General features: G+C 60.2%; 12 protein-coding genes. 1 reads left to right on the top strand and 11 read right to left on the bottom strand.

Annotated elements, in window-relative coordinates:
• Nucleotides 1-25: 25 nt before the first annotated feature.
• The 11 genes from hemE to AC1MEW_RS01065 all read right to left on the bottom strand — a co-directional run bounded on the left by hemE (nucleotide 26) and on the right by AC1MEW_RS01065 (nucleotide 15,836).
• Nucleotides 26-1,093, bottom strand: coding sequence for a uroporphyrinogen decarboxylase (gene hemE, locus AC1MEW_RS01015; RefSeq protein ID WP_201199955.1), 1,068 nt, complete (start codon nucleotides 1,091-1,093; stop codon nucleotides 26-28).
• Between the two features lie 253 nt (nucleotides 1,094-1,346).
• Nucleotides 1,347-2,765, bottom strand: coding sequence for an FAD-dependent oxidoreductase (locus AC1MEW_RS01020; RefSeq protein ID WP_201199952.1), 1,419 nt, complete (start codon nucleotides 2,763-2,765; stop codon nucleotides 1,347-1,349).
• A 33-nt stretch (nucleotides 2,766-2,798) separates the two neighbouring features.
• Nucleotides 2,799-7,244, bottom strand: a complete 4,446-nt coding sequence (gene gltB, locus AC1MEW_RS01025) for a glutamate synthase large subunit (RefSeq protein WP_201199951.1) — start codon at nucleotides 7,242-7,244, stop codon at nucleotides 2,799-2,801.
• 350 nt (nucleotides 7,245-7,594) lie between these two features.
• The gene (locus AC1MEW_RS01030; RefSeq protein ID WP_201199950.1) at nucleotides 7,595-9,196 is read right to left on the bottom strand and encodes an SPOR domain-containing protein; all 1,602 of its coding nucleotides are present in this window, start codon (nucleotides 9,194-9,196) and stop codon (nucleotides 7,595-7,597) included.
• 10 nt (nucleotides 9,197-9,206) lie between these two features.
• Entirely contained in the window at nucleotides 9,207-10,307 is a 1,101-nt protein-coding gene (gene aroB, locus AC1MEW_RS01035) for a 3-dehydroquinate synthase (protein ID WP_201199948.1), read from the bottom strand.
• Nucleotides 10,308-10,458: 151 nt separating this feature from the next.
• Nucleotides 10,459-10,977 carry a shikimate kinase AroK gene (aroK, locus tag AC1MEW_RS01040; RefSeq protein ID WP_201192108.1) on the bottom strand — a complete coding sequence of 173 codons (519 nt, stop codon included), beginning with the start codon at nucleotides 10,975-10,977 and terminating at the stop codon, nucleotides 10,459-10,461.
• A gap of 4 nt (nucleotides 10,978-10,981) precedes the next feature.
• Nucleotides 10,982-13,048, bottom strand: coding sequence for a type IV pilus secretin PilQ (locus AC1MEW_RS01045; protein WP_480425193.1), 2,067 nt, complete (start codon nucleotides 13,046-13,048; stop codon nucleotides 10,982-10,984).
• A gap of 13 nt (nucleotides 13,049-13,061) precedes the next feature.
• Nucleotides 13,062-13,589, bottom strand: a complete 528-nt coding sequence (locus AC1MEW_RS01050) for a pilus assembly protein PilP (protein WP_480425194.1) — start codon at nucleotides 13,587-13,589, stop codon at nucleotides 13,062-13,064.
• Nucleotides 13,586-14,209 (bottom strand): type 4a pilus biogenesis protein PilO, encoded by a 624-nt coding sequence (pilO, locus tag AC1MEW_RS01055; RefSeq protein ID WP_480425196.1) that lies wholly within the window; start codon nucleotides 14,207-14,209, stop codon nucleotides 13,586-13,588. The genes AC1MEW_RS01050 and pilO overlap by 4 nt, the downstream gene beginning before the upstream one ends.
• Nucleotides 14,206-14,772, bottom strand: a complete 567-nt coding sequence (locus AC1MEW_RS01060; RefSeq protein WP_480425197.1) for a PilN domain-containing protein — start codon at nucleotides 14,770-14,772, stop codon at nucleotides 14,206-14,208. The genes pilO and AC1MEW_RS01060 overlap by 4 nt, the downstream gene beginning before the upstream one ends.
• On the bottom strand, nucleotides 14,772-15,836 hold the full coding sequence (locus tag AC1MEW_RS01065; protein WP_201199940.1) for a type IV pilus assembly protein PilM: 1,065 nt from the start codon (nucleotides 15,834-15,836) through the stop codon (nucleotides 14,772-14,774). The genes AC1MEW_RS01060 and AC1MEW_RS01065 overlap by 1 nt, the downstream gene beginning before the upstream one ends.
• A gap of 215 nt (nucleotides 15,837-16,051) precedes the next feature.
• Here AC1MEW_RS01065 and AC1MEW_RS01070 point away from each other — a divergent pair, with 215 nt between their 5' ends.
• Entirely contained in the window at nucleotides 16,052-18,505 is a 2,454-nt protein-coding gene (locus AC1MEW_RS01070; protein ID WP_480425198.1) for a penicillin-binding protein 1A, read from the top strand.
• The last annotated feature ends 189 nt before the right edge of the window (nucleotides 18,506-18,694 follow it).

An 18,694-nucleotide genomic window follows, 5' to 3' on the forward strand; every position in this document is an offset into this window, starting at 1 on the left:
CCGGGCGTTTTTTATCGGGCAACAATTACTCGTGATACTGCGCCGACAACTCATGCACAGCGCGCATGAACGCGCCTGCATGTTCCGGATCAACTTCCGGGGTGATGCCATGACCGAGGTTGAACACGTGACCGCTGCCCTTGCCGTAGCTGGCGAGGATGCGGCCGACTTCGGTGCGAATGGCTTCTGGCTTGGCGTACAGCACGGTCGGGTCCATGTTGCCTTGCAGGGCGACTTTGTTGCCGACGCGCTGACGGGCTTCGCCAATGTCGCAGGTCCAGTCCAGGCCCAACGCGTCCGCGCCAGCGTCGGCGATGCTTTCCAGCCACAGGCCGCCGTTTTTGGTGAACAGGATGACCGGCACTTTGCGGCCTTCGTGTTCGCGGATCAGGCCGCTGACGATTTTACGCATGTAGGCCAGGGAGAATTCCTGGTACGCCGCCGCCGAGAGGTTGCCGCCCCAAGTGTCGAAGATCTGCACCGCTTGCGCGCCGGCCATGATCTGGCCGTTGAGGTAGCTGGTGACCGACTGCGCAAGTTTATCCAGCAGCAGGTGCATGGCTTGCGGGTTGTCGTAGAGCATGGCTTTGGTCTTGCGGAAGTCTTTCGACGAGCCGCCTTCGACCATGTAGGTGGCCAGGGTCCATGGGCTACCGGAGAAGCCGATCAGCGGCACGCGGCCGTTCAGTTCGCGGCGGATGGTGCTGACCGCGTCCATGACGTAGCCAAGGTCTTTTTGTGGGTCAGGAATCGGCAGGGCTTCGATATCGGCCAGGGTGCTGACGACTTTCTTGAAGCGCGGACCTTCGCCGGTCTCGAAGTACAGGCCTTGGCCCATGGCATCCGGGATGGTCAGGATGTCGGAGAAGAGGATCGCCGCGTCCAGTTGTGGATAGCGGTCGAGCGGTTGCATCGTGACTTCGCAAGCGAACTCCGGGTTCATGCACAGGCTCATGAAGTCACCGGCCTTGGCACGGCTGGCGCGGTATTCAGGCAGGTAGCGACCGGCCTGACGCATCATCCATACCGGCGTGACGTCTACAGGTTGCTTGAGCAGGGCGCGAAGGAAACGGTCGTTCTTCAGGGCAGTCATGTCGGCATCCGGAAAAAAAGTGCGGGCATTTTCTCAGAGCGCGACGCAAAAGGCACGGTTGCAGGTCAGCCTTTTGTCTATCGGGTCAATTTATTGCGGTGAAACTCCGGTATTGGTAACACCCTGAAACCAATGTGGGAGCGGGCTTGCTCGCGAAAGCGGTGTGTCAGTCGACATCAATATTGACTGTTACACCGCCTTCGCGAGCAAGCCCGCTCCCACATTTTGATCGCATTCCAATTCTGGAAAGTGATCAGACGCCCAGGTAATCCAGGATCCCTTCGGCGGCATTGCGGCCTTCGAAGATCGCCGTCACCACCAGGTCAGAACCGCGAACCATGTCGCCACCGGCGAAAATTTTCGGGTTGCTGGTCTGGTGCTTGTATTTACCTTGTTCCGGGGCCACAACGCGGCCCTGGCTGTCGGTCTGGATCTCGAACTGCTCGAACCACGACGCCGGGCTTGGACGGAAACCGAACGCGATGACCACGGCATCAGCCGGGATGATCTCTTCGGAACCCGGGATCGGCTCAGGGCTGCGACGGCCACGGGCGTCCGGTTCGCCGAGACGGGTCTCGACCACTTTCACGCCTTCGACGCGGTCTTCACCGACGATGGCAATCGGCTGGCGGTTGTAGAGGAATTTCACGCCTTCTTCCTTGGCGTTCTTCACCTCTTTGCGCGAGCCCGGCATGTTTGCTTCGTCACGACGATAAGCGCAGGTCACCGACTTGGCGCCCTGGCGAATCGACGTCCGGTTGCAGTCCATGGCCGTGTCGCCGCCGCCCAGTACCACAACCTTCTTGCCTTTCATGTCGACGAAATCTTCCGGCGACTTTTCAAAGCCCAGGTTGCGATTGACGTTGGCGATCAGGTAATCCAAAGCGTCATGCACGCCCGGCAGGTCCTCACCGGCAAAGCCGCCCTTCATGTAGGTGTAGGTGCCCATGCCCATGAACACGGCATCGTATTCTTCGAGCAGTTGCTCGACGGTCACGTCCTTGCCCACTTCGGTGTTCAGGCGGAACTCGATGCCCATGCCGGTGAAGACTTCGCGGCGATTGCTCAGCACGGTCTTTTCCAGCTTGAACTCGGGGATGCCGAAGGTCAGCAGACCGCCGATTTCCGGGTTCTTGTCGAACACCACCGGGGTCACGCCGCCACGTACCAGCACGTCGGCACAACCCAGGCCGGCCGGGCCTGCGCCGATGACCGCGACACGTTTGCCGGTCGGCTTGACCTTGGACATGTCCGGGCGCCAGCCCATGGCGAACGCGGTGTCGGTGATGTACTTCTCGACCGAACCGATGGTCACCGCGCCGAAGCCGTCGTTAAGGGTGCACGCACCCTCGCACAGACGATCCTGCGGGCACACCCGGCCGCAGACTTCCGGCAGGGTGTTGGTCTGGTGCGACAGCTCGGCGGCCTGGAGGATGTTGCCCTCGGCCACCAGTTTCAGCCAGTTGGGAATGAAGTTGTGCACCGGGCACTTCCATTCGCAATACGGGTTACCGCAACCCAGGCAGCGGTGGGCCTGATCGGCCGAATGCTGGGGTTTGAAGGGTTCGTAGATTTCCACGAACTCTTTCTTGCGTTGACGCAACAGTTTCTTCTTCGGATCTTTGCGCCCGACGTCGATGAACTGGAAGTCGTTATTCAGACGTTCAGCCATTGTTAAAACCTCATCAAACTCTTCAGGCGCATATCACTGCGGATTGGCACGGGTGCTGGAAAGCAACGATTTCAGGTTGGCAGCCTTGGGCTTGACCAGCCAGAAACGGCGCAGATAGTCGTCGAGGTTTTCAGCGAGGTTACGACCCCATTCGCTGTCGGTTTCCGCGACGTATTCGTCCAGCACGCGTTGCAGGTGGCTGCGATAGGCTTCCATCGCTTCGCCGCTGATCCGCTGGATTTCCACCAGTTCGTGGTTGACCCGGTCAACGAAGGTGTTGTCCTGGTCGAGCACGTAGGCGAAACCGCCGGTCATGCCTGAGCCGAAGTTGTAACCGGTCTTGCCCAGGACGCAGACGAAACCACCGGTCATGTACTCGCAGCAGTGATCGCCGGTGCCTTCAACCACGGTGTGAGCACCGGAGTTACGCACGGCGAAACGCTCGCCCGCGGTGCCAGCGGCGAACAGCTTGCCGCCCGTGGCGCCGTACAAGCAGGTGTTGCCGATAATGGCGCTGTCCTGAGTCTTGTAGACGCTGCCCTTGGGCGGCACGATGACCAGCTTGCCGCCGGTCATGCCTTTGCCGACGTAGTCGTTGGCGTCGCCTTCCAGGTACATGTTCAGGCCGCCGGCGTTCCACACACCGAAGCTCTGACCAGCCGTCCCTTTGAAGCGGAAGGTGATCGGCGCGTTCGCCATGCCTTGGTTGCCGTGCTTGCGCGCGATTTCACCGGAGATCCGCGCGCCGATCGAACGGTCGCAGTTGCAGATATCCAGCGCGAAATCGGCGCCGCTCATGTCGTTGATGGCCGAAGTGGCCATGTCGACCATTTTCTCGGCCAGCAGGCCTTTGTCGAACGGCGGGTTGCGGTCGACCTGGCAGAATTGAGGCTTGTCTGCCGGGATGTGATCGCTGCCCAGCAACGGGGTCAGGTCCAGATGTTGCTGCTTGGCGGTCTGGCCTTCGAGGATGTCCAGCAGATCGGTACGACCGATCAGCTCTTCGAGGGAGCGCACGCCCAGCTTGGCCAGCCACTCACGGGTTTCTTCAGCGACGTAGGTGAAGAAGTTGATCACCATGTCGACGGTGCCGATGTAGTGGTCTTTACGCAGCTTCTCGTTCTGAGTCGCGACGCCGGTGGCGCAGTTGTTCAGGTGGCAGATGCGCAGGTATTTGCAGCCCAGGGCGATCATTGGCGCGGTGCCGAAGCCGAAGCTTTCAGCGCCGAGAATGGCTGCCTTGATCACGTCGAGGCCGGTTTTCAGGCCGCCGTCGGTTTGTACCCGGACTTTACCGCGCAGGTCGTTGCCGCGCAGGGTCTGGTGGGTTTCGGCCAGGCCGAGTTCCCACGGAGCACCCGCGTATTTGATCGAGGTCAGCGGCGATGCGCCGGTGCCGCCGTCGTAGCCGGAGATGGTGATCAAGTCCGCGTAGGCCTTGGCCACACCGGCGGCGATGGTGCCGACGCCCGCTTCTGCAACCAATTTCACCGAGACCAGGGCCTTCGGGTTGACTTGTTTCAAGTCGAAAATCAGCTGCGACAAGTCTTCAATCGAATAGATGTCGTGGTGCGGCGGCGGCGAAATCAGGGTCACGCCCGGCACTGCGTAACGCAGCTTGGCGATCAGACCGTTGACCTTGCCCCCTGGCAACTGACCACCTTCGCCGGGCTTGGCGCCCTGAGCGACTTTGATCTGCAGCACTTCAGCGTTGACCAGGTATTCCGGAGTTACACCGAAACGACCAGTCGCCACTTGCTTGATTTTCGAGCTCTTGATGGTGCCGTAGCGCGCCGGGTCTTCGCCGCCTTCGCCGGAGTTGGAACGCGCACCGAGGCGGTTCATGGCTTCGGCCAGGGCTTCGTGGGCTTCTGGCGACAGTGCACCGAGGGAGATGCCCGCGGAGTCGAAGCGTTTGAGCACCGATTCCAGCGGTTCGATCTCGCTGATGTCCAGCGGCGTGTCCAGGGTTTTGACCTTGAACATGTCGCGGATCATCGACACCGGACGGTTGTCCACCAGCGCCGTGTATTCCTTGAACTTGCTGTAGTCGCCCTGCTGCACAGCGGCTTGCAGGGTGCTGACCACGTCCGGGTTGTAAGCGTGATATTCGCCACCGTGGACGAATTTCAGCAGACCGCCCTGCTGGATCGGCTTGCGCGGGCTCCAGGCTTCGGCGGCGAGGGCTTTCTGCTCGGCTTCGATGTCGACGAAACGCGCACCCTTGATGCGGCTCGGCACGCCGCGGAAGCTCAATTCGCAAACTTCTTCGGACAGACCGATGGCTTCGAACAACTGCGCACCGCGGTACGAAGTAATGGTCGAGATGCCCATCTTCGACAAGATCTTCAGCAGACCTTTGGTGATGCCTTTGCGGTAGTTCTTGAACACCTCATAGAGGTCGCCCAGCACTTCACCGGTACGGATCAGATCGCCCAGCACTTCGTAGGCCAAGAACGGATAAACCGCCGAGGCGCCGAAACCGATCAACACCGCAAAGTGATGCGGGTCGCGAGCAGTCGCCGTTTCCACGAGGATGTTGGAGTCGCAACGCAGGCCTTTTTCGGTCAGGCGGTGGTGTACCGCGCCGGTGGCGAGCGAAGCGTGGATCGGCAACTTGCCCGGGGCAATGTGACGGTCACTCAATACAACCTGGGTACGACCGGAGCGAACGGCTTCTTCAGCCTGATCGGCGACGTTGCGGATCGCCGCTTCGAGGCCGACGCTTTCGTCGTAGTTGAGGTCGATGATCGCCCGTTCGAAACCCGGACGGTCGAGGTTCATCAGCGAGCGCCACTTGGCCGGGGAAATCACCGGCGAGCTGAGGATCACGCGCGAAGCGTGTTCCGGCGACTCCTGGAAGATGTTGCGCTCGGCACCGAGGCAGATCTCCAGCGACATGACGATGGCTTCACGCAGCGGGTCGATCGGCGGGTTGGTGACCTGCGCGAACTGCTGGCGGAAATAGTCGTACGGCGTACGCACGCGCTGGGACAGCACGGCCATCGGCGTATCGTCGCCCATCGAGCCAACGGCTTCGTAGCCTTGCTCGCCGAGCGGACGCAGCACCTGATCACGTTCTTCGAAAGTGACCTGGTACATCTTCATGTACTGCTTGAGCTGGTCGACGTCGTAGAAAGCTGAACCGTGGTCGTTGTCTTCCATGGTCGCCTGGATGCGCAGGGCATTCTTGCGCAGCCATTGCTTGTACGGATGACGAGACTTCAAGCGGTTGTCGATCGCGTCGGTGTCGAGGATCTGACCGGTTTCGGTGTCCACGGCAAAGATCTGGCCCGGACCAACGCGGCCCTTGGCGATCACGTCTTCAGGCTGGTAGTTCCAGACACCGATTTCCGACGCCAGGGTGATGAAACCGTTTTTGGTGGTGACCCAACGCGCCGGACGCAGACCGTTACGGTCGAGCAGGCACACCGCGTAACGACCATCGGTCATTACCACGCCGGCCGGGCCGTCCCACGGTTCCATGTGCATCGAGTTGTATTCGTAGAACGCCCGCAGATCCGGGTCCATGGTTTCGACGTTCTGCCACGCAGGCGGAATGATCATCCGCACGCCACGGAACAGGTCGATGCCGCCGGTGACCATCAGCTCGAGCATGTTGTCCATGCTGGAGGAGTCGGAGCCAACACGGTTAACCAGCGGGCCGAGTTCTTCCAGGTCCATCAAATCGTTGGTGAACTTGGTACGACGCGCCACGGCCCAGTTACGGTTGCCGGTGATGGTGTTGATCTCGCCGTTGTGGGCGAGGAAGCGGAACGGCTGCGCCAACGGCCATTTCGGCAGGGTGTTGGTCGAGAAGCGCTGGTGGAACACGCAAATCGAGGTTTGCAGGCGCTGGTCGCTGAGGTCTGGATAGAAGGCGGTGAGGTCCGCCGGCATCATCAGGCCTTTATAAATAATGGTTTTGTGCGAAAAGCTGCAGACATAGTGATCGGCGTCAGCGGCGTTGGCCACCGACGAGCGACGACGGGAGGTGAACAGTTTGACCGCCATCTCCTGATCGCTCAGGCCTTCACCGCCGATGTACACCTGCTCGATCTGCGGCAGGCGCTCGAGGGCCAGGCGGCCGAGGACGCTGGTATCGATCGGCACTTTGCGCCAGCCGACGAGTGTCAGGCCGGCAGCGAGGATCTCGCGGTTCATGTTCTCGCGAGCGGCCTCGGCTTTGACCGGATCCTGATTGAAGAAGACCATGCCCACGGCATATTGCTTGGGCAATTCGACGCCGAAGGTTTCCTGGGCGATGGCTCGCAGGAACACATCCGGCTTTTGAATCAGCAAGCCGCAACCGTCACCGGTCTTGCCGTCGGCGTTGATCCCACCGCGGTGGGTCATGCAGGTCAGGGCCTCAATGGCCGTTTGCAAAAGGGTATGACTGGGCTCGCCCTGCATATGGGCTATCAGGCCAAAACCGCAGTTATCCTTGAATTCATCTGGTTGGTACAGACCTGCTTTCATAGACACTTTCTCACCAGGCTGCCTCTTTTCGAGGCAAATTTCTTTTCAATTCAACCACTTGCCGCCCACGCCGAACGTACGTCGGCTTTGCGGGAGCAAAAGGGAGGTCATTGTACACACCGACACAGGGGCTCACAAATTTGACGACGATCTGTCGCAAATCTATGTCGCATTTGTGAAAGGTTTAAAGCGATCTGCTGTGCTAGTCAAAACATTTTTAATGTTGACCGCAACGACTCAAAGACTACTGTGACGCAGACACCACAAGGCACGCGGCCTGTAGAGGCGGCATGCGCTTGTAGAAATTTTGAGGTGCCGGGAGAGGCGGCCTGGGTAAGGCCGCCGAATCTTCAGCGAGCTGTTGCCAGTTCCTGTTGGACGCTGGCGACGGAGCGAGGCCAAGGTTTACCAGCCTGAACCTTCGCTGGCAAGGCCTTGATAGCGGTAACAGCTGCATCGCGGTTGGCGAAGCTGCCGTAGGTGATGACGTAAAGCGGTTTGCCGTTGAGGACTTTCTTGAAATAACGGTACTCGCCGCCCTGCTCCTTGACGAAGGTTTGCGCAGAGGCTTCGGAGCTGGTGCCGAGAATCTGCACCACGTAGTTGCCCGGCGCTTGCCCGGCGTACCAGCCGCTACCGGCGGCCTTGGCCACGGCAACCGGCTTCTCGGCAGGTTTGGCAGCAACCACAGGCTTGGCAGGCGCTGGCGCCGGTTTGGCCACGGGGGCAGGCGCTGGCTTGGCAGTAGCGACCTGAGTCGGTGCCGGAGCCGGTTTGACAGCAGGCACAGGCTTGGCGGCAGGCGTCGGCGCAGGACCCGGCTGGATGCCCGTAGGCGGCGCGATAGTGGTCACGGTCGGCGGTGTAGCGCTGGAGCCTTCGACCGGCACGCCGTCGTCGCCCTCAGTGATGCCACCGGCCGCTTCGGCCAGCGGGCTGCGCATGACCGGTTGCGACTGGCCGACCAGCGGCAACGGCATCGGCTGCGTGTTACCGGCGAACTCCACGGATGGAGCACCTCCGGCGGCGTTCGGTTTTGGCGTGCCCAGTGGCAGCTGAGCCTGTTCGTTGGCCGGTGCGCCGGTGGTCGGTGTCTTGCTGCGGCCCGGCATCAACCAGGCGGCGGCTACCGCGACCACGACTACGGCAGAAATCGCCAATACGTGTTTCTTCGGCATGTTGAACCCCATACTTGGACGCTTCACCGCTGTGCGGCTGGCAATCATGGCTTCGATCATCGCATCGCGGGCGACCTGGTTGATGTTGCCAGGCCAACCGTCGGAGCTTTCGTGAATATCAGAGATCTGATCCGCGGTAAAAAGTTCGATACCCCGACCGGCGCCTTCGAGCCGCTGGTCTAGATATTCGCGAGTTTCTTCTTCGGTGTAAGGCTGCAATTCGATGACGTGGAAGCGCTCTTCCTCAAGGCTCAGCGCCTCCAGTTGAGCGATCAGCGACGATTCACCGAACAGGAACACGTGCGGGCGACCTTCCGGTGCACCGGCCGCCAGGGCCATCAAGGCCTCGAGTGCGGATTCGTCGAGCTGCTCGGCGTCATCCACCAGCAAGTAGACTTCCTGCCCGGTGAGGGCAAGCTGAACCACTTGGGCCAGAATCGCGCCGACCTCAGCCTGGGCCACGTTCAGCGCTTGGGCGACCTGACGCAATACACCGGCGGCATCGCCGGCGCCACGGGCGGAAACCACCACGCTTTGCACGGACTGCTTGTTGGTGCTGGCCACCAGGGCTTGACGCAACAGAGTCTTGCCGCTGCCTTGCGGGCCGGTGACCACCAGCAGCAACTGGCTGTAACGGGCCAGGTGATGCAGTTGTCCCAGCACCGGTTTGCGCTGGGCCGGGAAAAATTTGAAGCCAGGCACCCGTGGAGCAAAAGGGTCATGACTTAACTGGTAATGGCCGAGGAAAGCCTCGTCGGCATGCAAACTAGTCATCGGGATCTTATTAACCTTTAAGCTGAGCCAGGGCGCGGTAATCCGCTCCCAGCGTGGCCTGTAGAACCTCTTTCGGATAATCGTCGGTCACCACTGCTTCGCCTATTTGGCGCAGCAGCACCAGGCGCAAACGACCGTCGATCACTTTCTTGTCAATTGCCATGTGTTCGAGAAAATCGGCTTCAGTCATCTCTTCAGGCGGGATGACCGGCAGGCCGGCACGCTGGAACAGGCGAATACCGCGATCTCGCTCTTGCTCGCTGATCCAGCCCAGGCGTGCAGACATTTCCAGCGCCATTACGGTGCCAGCAGCCACCGCTTCACCGTGTAACCACACACCATAGCCCATGTGGGTTTCGATGGCGTGGCCGAAGGTGTGCCCCAGGTTCAGCGTGGCGCGCACGCCGGTTTCCTTTTCGTCGGCACCGACCACCGCTGCCTTGGCCGCGCAGGAGCGTTCGATCGCATAAGTCAGGGCCACCTGATCCAGGGCGCGCAGGCGATCGACGTTTTCTTCAAGCCAGGTGAGGAACGGCTCGTCGCAGATCAACCCGTATTTGATGACTTCCGCCAGGCCCGCAGACAGTTCGCGAGCCGGCAAAGTATTGAGGGTGGCGGTATCGATCAGCACCACATTGGGCTGATAGAAGGCGCCGACCATGTTCTTGCCCAGCGGATGGTTGATGCCGGTCTTGCCGCCCACCGACGAGTCGACTTGCGACAGCAATGTGGTCGGCACCTGGATGAAATCGACGCCGCGCTGGTAGCAGGCCGCTGCAAAACCGGCCATGTCACCAATCACGCCGCCACCGAGGGCGATCACTGTGGTGCGGCGGTCGTGCCGGGCGGTCAGCAGACCGTCGAAAATCAATTGCAGGGTTTCCCAGGTCTTGAAGGCTTCGCCATCGGGCAATACCACCGAGACGACCGAGAACTGTGCGAGGCTTTTGGTCAGACGTTCGAGATAGAGCGGTGCCACAGTCTCGTTGGAGATGATTGCCACTTGCCGCCCGCGAACGTGCGGGGCCAGCAACTCGGGCTGATCCAACAAACCTTCGCCAATATGAATCGGGTAGCTGCGCTCGCCTAGATCGACCTTGAGTGTCTGCATGTGTCCCCACAGTGAAGATGGAATCAGGCGTCCTGCCTTGAGTTAACCAATGTCCGCGGCATCTGCTGGCATGACGCCGGTTGATAGCCATCCGCCACAACCTTGAGCGGCCATGACAGGACGCCGAGGATAGCGCATTTCGCGCTGCGCTTTAACGGGGAGGTAGCTGCTGCAAGCGTTCGAGGATGTCGAGCACCACCATTCGCGGTGGCCGCTCATCGGTTTCAACCACCAGATCGGCGATTTCCCGATAAAGCGGATCGCGGATCGCCAGCAAGTCCCGAAGGGTCTTGGCCGGATCGGCGGTGCGCAACAGCGGACGATTGCGGTCACGGGCGGTGCGGCCGACTTGCTGCTCGACGGATGCGTGGAGATAAACCACACGCCCCCCGGCATGCAGGGCCCGACGATTGGCTTCGCGCATGACTGCACCGCCGCCGGTCGCCAGTACCACGCCGTCGCACGCGCACAGCTCCTCGATCATCGCTTGCTCGCGATCACGAAAGCCGGGTTCGCCTTCCTTATCGAAGATCCACGGGATATTGGCGCCCGTGCGCAATTCAATTTCCTTGTCGGAATCTTTGAATGGCAGGCGCAGCTCTTTGGCCAGCAACCGGCCGATGGTGCTTTTACCAGCCCCCATCGGTCCTACAAGAATCAAATTTCGCACAGAATCAACGACTCACAGCAATCGCCTGGTTATTCATGATACGCGGAGTGAGAAATACCAGCAGCTCGGATTTTTTCTCCGAAACCACGTCACGCCGGAAAAGGCGGCCAAGATACGGCACATCGCCGAGAAATGGCACCTTATCTATAACCTTGCTCTGAGTATTTGAGAAAACCCCGCCGATGACGATGGTCTCGCCGTCATTGATCAGGACCTTGGCATTGACTTCGTTTTTGTTTATAGGCGGCTGTCCAAGGACCGCGTTTGCGTAATCCGGCTGATCCTTGGTGACCTTGACCTCCATGATGATGCGGTTGTCCGGGGTAATCTGCGGGGTCACTTCCAGCGAGAGGACTGCCGGCTTGAACGTCACCGTTGTCGCGCCACTGGAACTGGATTCCTGATACGGAATTTCAGTACCTTTGAGGATCTTCGCCGTTTCCTTGTCGGCGGTTACGACTTTGGGCTGTGAAACCACTTCACCGTTGCCGGTTTTTTCCATGGCACTCAATTCAAGGTCCAACAGTGTATTGTCCGTGATAAATGAAATCCCGATCCCGGACGTGGCTCCTGGCGCCCCCAGATCAACAAAGGGTTTGCTGGTGCTTTGACCCGTCGGCGTGGCGAGATTGGGAGAGCCACCCGACCCCGTCCAGTTGCCACCGGTCTTGCTTCCGCCCCAACGAACACCCAACTGCTTGTCGTAATCAACATTGGCTTCGACGATCCGCGCTTCGATCATCACCTGACGCACCGGGATATCCAATTGCGCAACGATGCGGCGAAGCTCGTCGAGGCGATCCTGGGTCTGGTAGGCGATGATGTTGTTGGTCCGGTCGTCGACGGTGATCGAACCCCGCTCCTCCATTCCCGACTGCTTGTTGGTCACTGACTTGAACAGCTCAGCGATGTCCTTCGCCTTGGCGTAGTTGACCTGCAGCAACTCACGACGCAGCGGGGCCAGTTCCGCGATCTGTTTTTGCGACTCCAACTCCTGACGCTCACGAGACGCGATTTCAGAGGCGGGAGCCACAAGGAGTACGTTACCGATCTTACGCTTGTCTAAGTCTTTGGTTTTCAGTACCAGGTCCAGCGCCTGATCCCACGGCACGTTCTGCAGACGCAAGGTGATCCCACCCTGCACCGTGTCACTGGCCACCAGGTTGAGGTTGGTGAAGTCGGCGATCAGCTGCAGCACCGAGCGCACGTCGATGTCCTGGAAATTCAGCGAAAGCTTTTCACCGGTATACGCAAAGCGCTCGGCGTTACGCTTCTGCAAGTCGTCGGCGGTCACCGCCCGGATGCTGACGGTCAGCTTATTGTCGGTCTGGTAGGTCGAATACTCATAAGCGCCGACAGGCTCGATGCTGATCGTGGCGCGGTCGCCGGTGGCAGCGGCGTTGACGAACTGCACCGGGGTGGCGAAGTCCTTGACGTCCAGCCGCACGCGCAACGGCTCGGGCAACTGGGTCCTGGCGAAACCGAGGATGATCTTGCCTTCTCGCTCTTGAATGTCCGGGGCGATGGTCGGATCCGATAGATCGATCACCACATTGCCTTCGCCCTGGGTACCGCGCTGAAAGTCCACGCCCCGAATAGCCTTGCTCACGGGTGCGTAGGTTTTTGCGGGAGCCGGTTTGGCAGTGGCGACGCGCGGTGCGCTGGCGACCGGTTTGGCCGCCGCGCCGTTGGCGCCTTGCCCGATGACCACGAACAGCGTGTTGCCGGCAACCCGGGTGCTATAGGGCGTCAGTTGGGTCAGGTTGATGATCAGTCGCGTGCGGTCCTTGGCCTCCACCACCGTGGCACTGCGCGCGTTGCCGCCACCCAGCTCACGATTTTTGCTCGCCAGTTTGCTGACCACGCCCGGCAGATCCAGTGCAATTCGCGCCGGTTGTTCTGTGGTGTAACCGTGGGGCGGAGGTGGCGGACCGTCGAAGGTCAACTTCAACTCGACGCGGTCACCCGGCAGTGCTGCGACATCCAGCGTATTGAGGTTGGCCGCTAGTACCATCGGCGACAGCAGCGCTATCCATAGCGAAATACCGAAGGTTGAGAAAATCCTGTTCATTGTTCGAGTTCCACTATGAGTGCTCTTTCAAAGGGATGGTCCGCGGCCGTTCCAGCCAGGCGCCTTCGCCATCGGGAACGATTTCGACCACATCGACCTGCGAGCCGCTGATGGCGACGATCCGCCCATCGTTACGCCCCAGGTAATCGCCGACTTTCAACCGATGCACACCACCCGCCCCACGCAGCAGCGCAAAGGAACCGCTGGCATTGGAGATCGTGCCGACCATTTCAAACTGCTCGATGTTGAATCCTTCGAGGTACTGCTTGACCCGATTAAGGTCAGGTTTGACGTTACGCGAACCGTGCTTTTGACCGGCCATGTCGACTCTGACCTGCCGTGAAAACGGACTGCGCAGGCTGGCGGCGCTGTAGGTGAATGTGGGGGAAGACCGGAATGTCGGCGTTGGTTCAATCTTGCCGGCTGGATGCAGACGCACTTCGTTCATGTACGCGTCGAGGTCGCTGAAGCCATTGTCACCGCCGCACCCGGCCAGGCTCGCCAGCAACACACCCATGGATAAACAACGAAACGGGGTCATTTTTGCAGCCCCTTGTCGTTGTAGCGGTAGGTCTTGGCGAGGATGCTCATGCGCAGCTTCGCACCACCTTCGGGATTGGCCGGCGCAAGGTCGAAGTCATGCAGCGTGACGATTCGCGGCAACCCCGCCACGCCACTGACGAACGTCGCCAGGTCGTGGTAGGCGCCGGTCACGGTGATCTGGATCGGCAACTCGATGTAGAACTGCTGGGTGACTTCCGGCAGCAACTTGATCTCTTCGAACTCTAGGCCACTGCCCAGGCCGGTGCGGGTGATGTCCTCCAGTAGACCGGGCACTTCGGTGTCGCTGGGCAATTGCCGCAACAGCACGCCGAAGGAGTTCTCCATCTCTTTCATCTGCTGGGTGTAGAGCTCAAGGTTCGCCGCCATGCTGGCCTTGCTGGCGAATTGGTCCTTGAGCGTCGATTCTTCCGTGCGCTTGAGATCGAGCTGATCTTCCAGGTCACTGATGTAAAAGTAGTAGCCCAGCCCCAGAACCATAACCATCAGCAGAATACCCGCCAGCGCCTTGATGGCCGGCGGCCAGGAACCCATGTTGTTGGTGTCCAGATCGTTGATGTCGATCTTGCGCAGCCCTTCGAACCATTCGGATGGCCTCATTTAGCGACCTCCATCGAGGCAGGCTGAGTCTGATGGACGGTCAGCTGAAAAACGTTGGCCTGGTCCAGCTGACCGGCGGTCGTCGCCTTGACCTCGGTCAGACTCGGCGCGTCGAACCAGTCGGAGGCCTCCAGATTGCGCATCAACTCCGATACTTTGTTGTTCGACTCTGCCGCGCCGGTAATAGCCAGGGTTTTGCCGCTCAGTTTTACTTCGGTGAAGTACACCCCGTCCGGCAGCGTTCGCGCCAACTGGTCGAAAATTCGCCCGCTGATCTGCCGGTTACCTTGCAGGTCCTGGATGATGCGCATGCGCTCCACCAATTGCTGGCGACGGGCCTTGAGGTCACTGATTTGCTTGATTCGCTCATCGACCACGGCAATCTGTTTGCCCAGGTAATCGTTACGGGCCACTTGTTGATCAATGGCGCTGCTGATGACCTGATCGGCAATCAGGAGCAAACCCACCGAGCCGACCAGCACACCCGCCAGCGTCAGCAGAAAACGCTTGCGGCGTTCTTCGCGCAGTTCTTCGCGCCAGGGTAAAAGGTTGATCCGCGCCATCAGTCGAAACTCCTGAGGGCCAGACCGCAGGCAATCATCAAGGCCGGGGCATCACTGGCCAGGGCGCCGGCGTTGACCTTGCTGCTCAGTGCCATATCGGCAAAGGGGTTGGCGACCTGGGTCGGCGTCCCCAGCCGCTGTTCGATCAGCCGGTCGAGCCCGGGGACCGAGGCGGTGCCGCCGGCCAGCAGGATATTGTCGACCGAGTTGTACTGACCGGACGCAAAGAAAAACTGCAATGAACGAGACACCTGCTGCACCAAGGCCTCGCGAAAGGGCTGCAACACCTCGCTGACGTAGTCGTCGGGCAAGCCGCCCTGTTTTTTGGCCAGCCCGGCCTGTTCGAGGGTCAGCCCGTAACGGCGCTGGATTTCTTCGGTGAGCTGGCGACCGCCGAACAATTGTTCGCGGGTGTAGATGATCCGGCCGTTGTGCAGCACGCTCAGGGTGGTCATGGTCGCGCCGATGTCCACCACCGCGACGGTCGGGCGCTCTTGGTTGGAAGCGAGTTGGGTTACCAGCAGACCAAAGGAACGTTCGAGGGCGTAGGCCTCGACGTCGACCACTTTGGCGGTCAGCCCGGCCAAGGCCAGAGCGGCTTCACGGACTTCGACGTTTTCTTTGCGACAGGCGGCCAGCAGCACATTGACCCGCTCGGGGTTTCGCGCCGATGGGCCCTGGACTTCGAAGTCGATGGCGACTTCGTCCAATGGATAAGGGATGTATTGATCGGCCTCGATCTTGAGCTGGTTCTCCATCTCGTCGTCGGAGAGCCCGGCGTCCATCTCGATGGTCTTGGTGATCACCGCCGACCCGGCCACGGCCACGGCCACGTTGCGGATACTGGTCCGGGCCTTGAGCAGCACACGCGACAGTGCCTGGCCCACACCTTCGAGCTCGGCGATGTTTTTCTCGACCACGGCGCTGGGCGGCAGCGGTTCAACCGCATAAGCCTCGACCCGATAACGGTCGCCCTGGCGGCTCAGCTCCAAAAGCTTCACCGACGTGGAGCTGATGTCGATCCCCAAGACCGTTTTGGTCTTTTTATTGAAGAGTCCTAGCACTACCAATTCCCTATGACTATCCGTGAGTTACGGACTCTGTAATGTGTGTTGCGTTCAATCACCCCTTCTTGACAGAAGCGCAAATAACGCTCCCTGCGGAAAAATGCTTATAATGCCCAGCGTTTTTTTCCGCTTTTACTGCCGGCGCGGGTCGTTCTCTGTGTAGCCGAGACCCTGATGCCAAATTCATTCTTTGCCCTGGATGTCCAAAAGCCTTGATTCGTCTGCTGAAATTTTTCGGTTGGTCCATCGTCGCCGTTTTCTGCGGACTGCTTTTAGGTCTCAGTGGCGCCTATCTTTACCTTAGTCCGGGTTTGCCATCCGTGGAGGCGCTGAGAAGCATTCAGTTGCAGATTCCTCTACGGGTATACAGCAGCGACAACAAGTTGATTGCAGAATTTGGCGAAATGCGCCGGACTCCAATCCGTTTCGCCGACATTCCCCCCAATTTCATCAATGCGTTACTAAGTGCTGAAGACGACAATTTCGCCAACCACTATGGTGTCGACCCCAGCAGCCTGATGCGTGCCGCGACCCAACTGGTTAAAAGCGGACACATCCAGTCCGGCGGCAGCACCATCACCATGCAAGTGGCGAAGAACTTCTTCCTGAGCAGCGAACGCAGCTTCTCGCGCAAAACCACTGAAATCCTGCTAGCCCTGCAAATCGAACGGCAACTGACCAAGGACGAGATCCTTGAGTTGTACGTCAACAAGATCTATCTGGGTAACCGCGCCTACGGCATCGAGGCGGCGGCGCAGGTCTACTACGGCAAATCGATTCGTGATGTGAGCCTGGCGCAGATGGCGATGATCGCCGGCCTGCCAAAAGCCCCGTCGCGCTTCAACCCGCTGGCCAACCCGGCCCGCAGCAAGGAGCGTCGCGACTGGATCCTGGGGCGCATGTACAAGCTCGGAAAAATCACCGAAGCCGACTACACCACCGCGATCAACGAACCGCTGAACGCCAGCTATCACGTGCCGACTCCGGAAGTGAACGCGCCGTACATCGCTGAAATGGCCCGCGCCGAAATGGTCGGCCGTTATGGCAGCGACGCCTACACCGAAGGTTTCCGCGTCACGACTACCGTGCCGAGCAACTTGCAGGAAATGGCCAACACCGCAGTCCACGAAGGCTTGATGACCTACGACCAGCGTCACGGCTACCGCGGTCCTGAGTCGCGCCTGCCGGGCAAGACTCGTGAAGCCTGGGCCACCGAACTGACCAAGCAGCGCACCATCAGCAGCCTTGAGCCGGCTATCGTCACCCAGATCGACAAAAACGGTCTGCAAGTGATGACCCGCACCGGCGACGAGCACGTTGGCTGGGACAGCATGAAGTGGGCACGGCCATTCCTGAACACCAACAGCATGGGCGCCAACCCGAAACAGCCGTCGGATGTGGCTCAGGTCGGTGACTTGATCCGCGTACAACGCCAGGCGGACAACTCGCTGAAGTTCAGCCAGATTCCGCAGGCCCAGGGCGCACTGGTCTCCCTTGATCCGCAGAACGGCGCGATTCGTTCGCTGGTCGGCGGCTTCGCCTTTGAGCAGAGCAACTACAACCGCGCCCTACAAGCCAAGCGTCAGCCGGGTTCGAGTTTCAAGCCATTCGTTTATAGCGCTGCGCTGGATAACGGCTACACCGCCGCCACGCTGGTGAACGATGCGCCGATCGTGTTTGTCGACGAGTACCTGGACAAGGTCTGGCGTCCGAAGAACGACACCAACACCTTCCTCGGCCCGATCCGCTTGCGTGAAGGGCTGTACAAGTCGCGTAACCTGGTGTCGATCCGACTGGTGCAGGCGCTGGGCGTTGATCGCACCATCGACTACATCAGCCGGTTCGGCTTCAACAAGCAGGATCTGCCGCGCAACCTGTCCCTGGCCCTCGGCACCGCGACCCTGACGCCAATGGAGATCGCGACCGGCTGGAGCACCTTCGCCAACGGCGGCTACAAGATCACCCCGTACATCATCGACAAGATCGAAAGCCGCAATGGCGACACGTTGTTCGTCGCCAACCCGCCGTCGGTGCCTCAAGGTAATGCAGCGACCAGCGGTGTAGCTGCGCCGGCCGCCCAGTCGTTCACGGTCAACCCGACCCCGGGCGAAGCGCCTGCCGCACCGGCCGCGCCTGGCACACTGCCGCAAACCCCGGCCCTGGCCGAGCGCATTGTCGATGGCCGCACCACGTTCATCCTCAACAGCATGCTGGAGGACGTGATCAAACTCGGTACCGGCCGCCGCGCACTGGCCCTGGGTCGTCCGGACATCGCGGGCAAGACCGGTACCACCAACGAATCCAAGGACGCCTGGTTCTCCGGCTACAACGCCGATTACGTGACCACGGTCTGGACCGGTTTCGACCAGCCTGAAAGCCTGGGTCGCAAGGAGTTCGGTGGCACCGTCGCGCTGCCGATCTGGATGAACTACATGGGCGCTGCGCTCAAAGGCAAGCCGCCACACACGCAAGCCGAACCGGAAGGCATCCTCAGCCTGCGGGTCGACCCGGTCAGCGGCCGTGCAGCCACCCCAAGCACACCTGGGGCCTACTTCGAGCTGTTCAAGGCCGAAGACACGCCACCGTCGGTGAACGAGCTGGGCAACGGCGCTGCGCCGGGTAGCCCGCTGCCAGCGGACGAAGCGGCACCGATCGATTTGTTCTGATCGGGTAGCGCAACGCAAAAGCCCCGCCTTCGAGAGAAGCGCGGGGCTTTTTTATATCTGTGTTTTCTGTGCCGACCTCTTCGCGGGCAAGCCTCGCTCCTACAGGTTTCCGTCGTAAGCAATATCGCGAGCGACCTAAACCTGTAGGAGCGAGGCTTGCCCGCGAAGGGGCCCCCACAAACACCACAA

The sequence above is a fragment of the Pseudomonas sp. ASL4 genome (genome assembly GCF_056680395.1).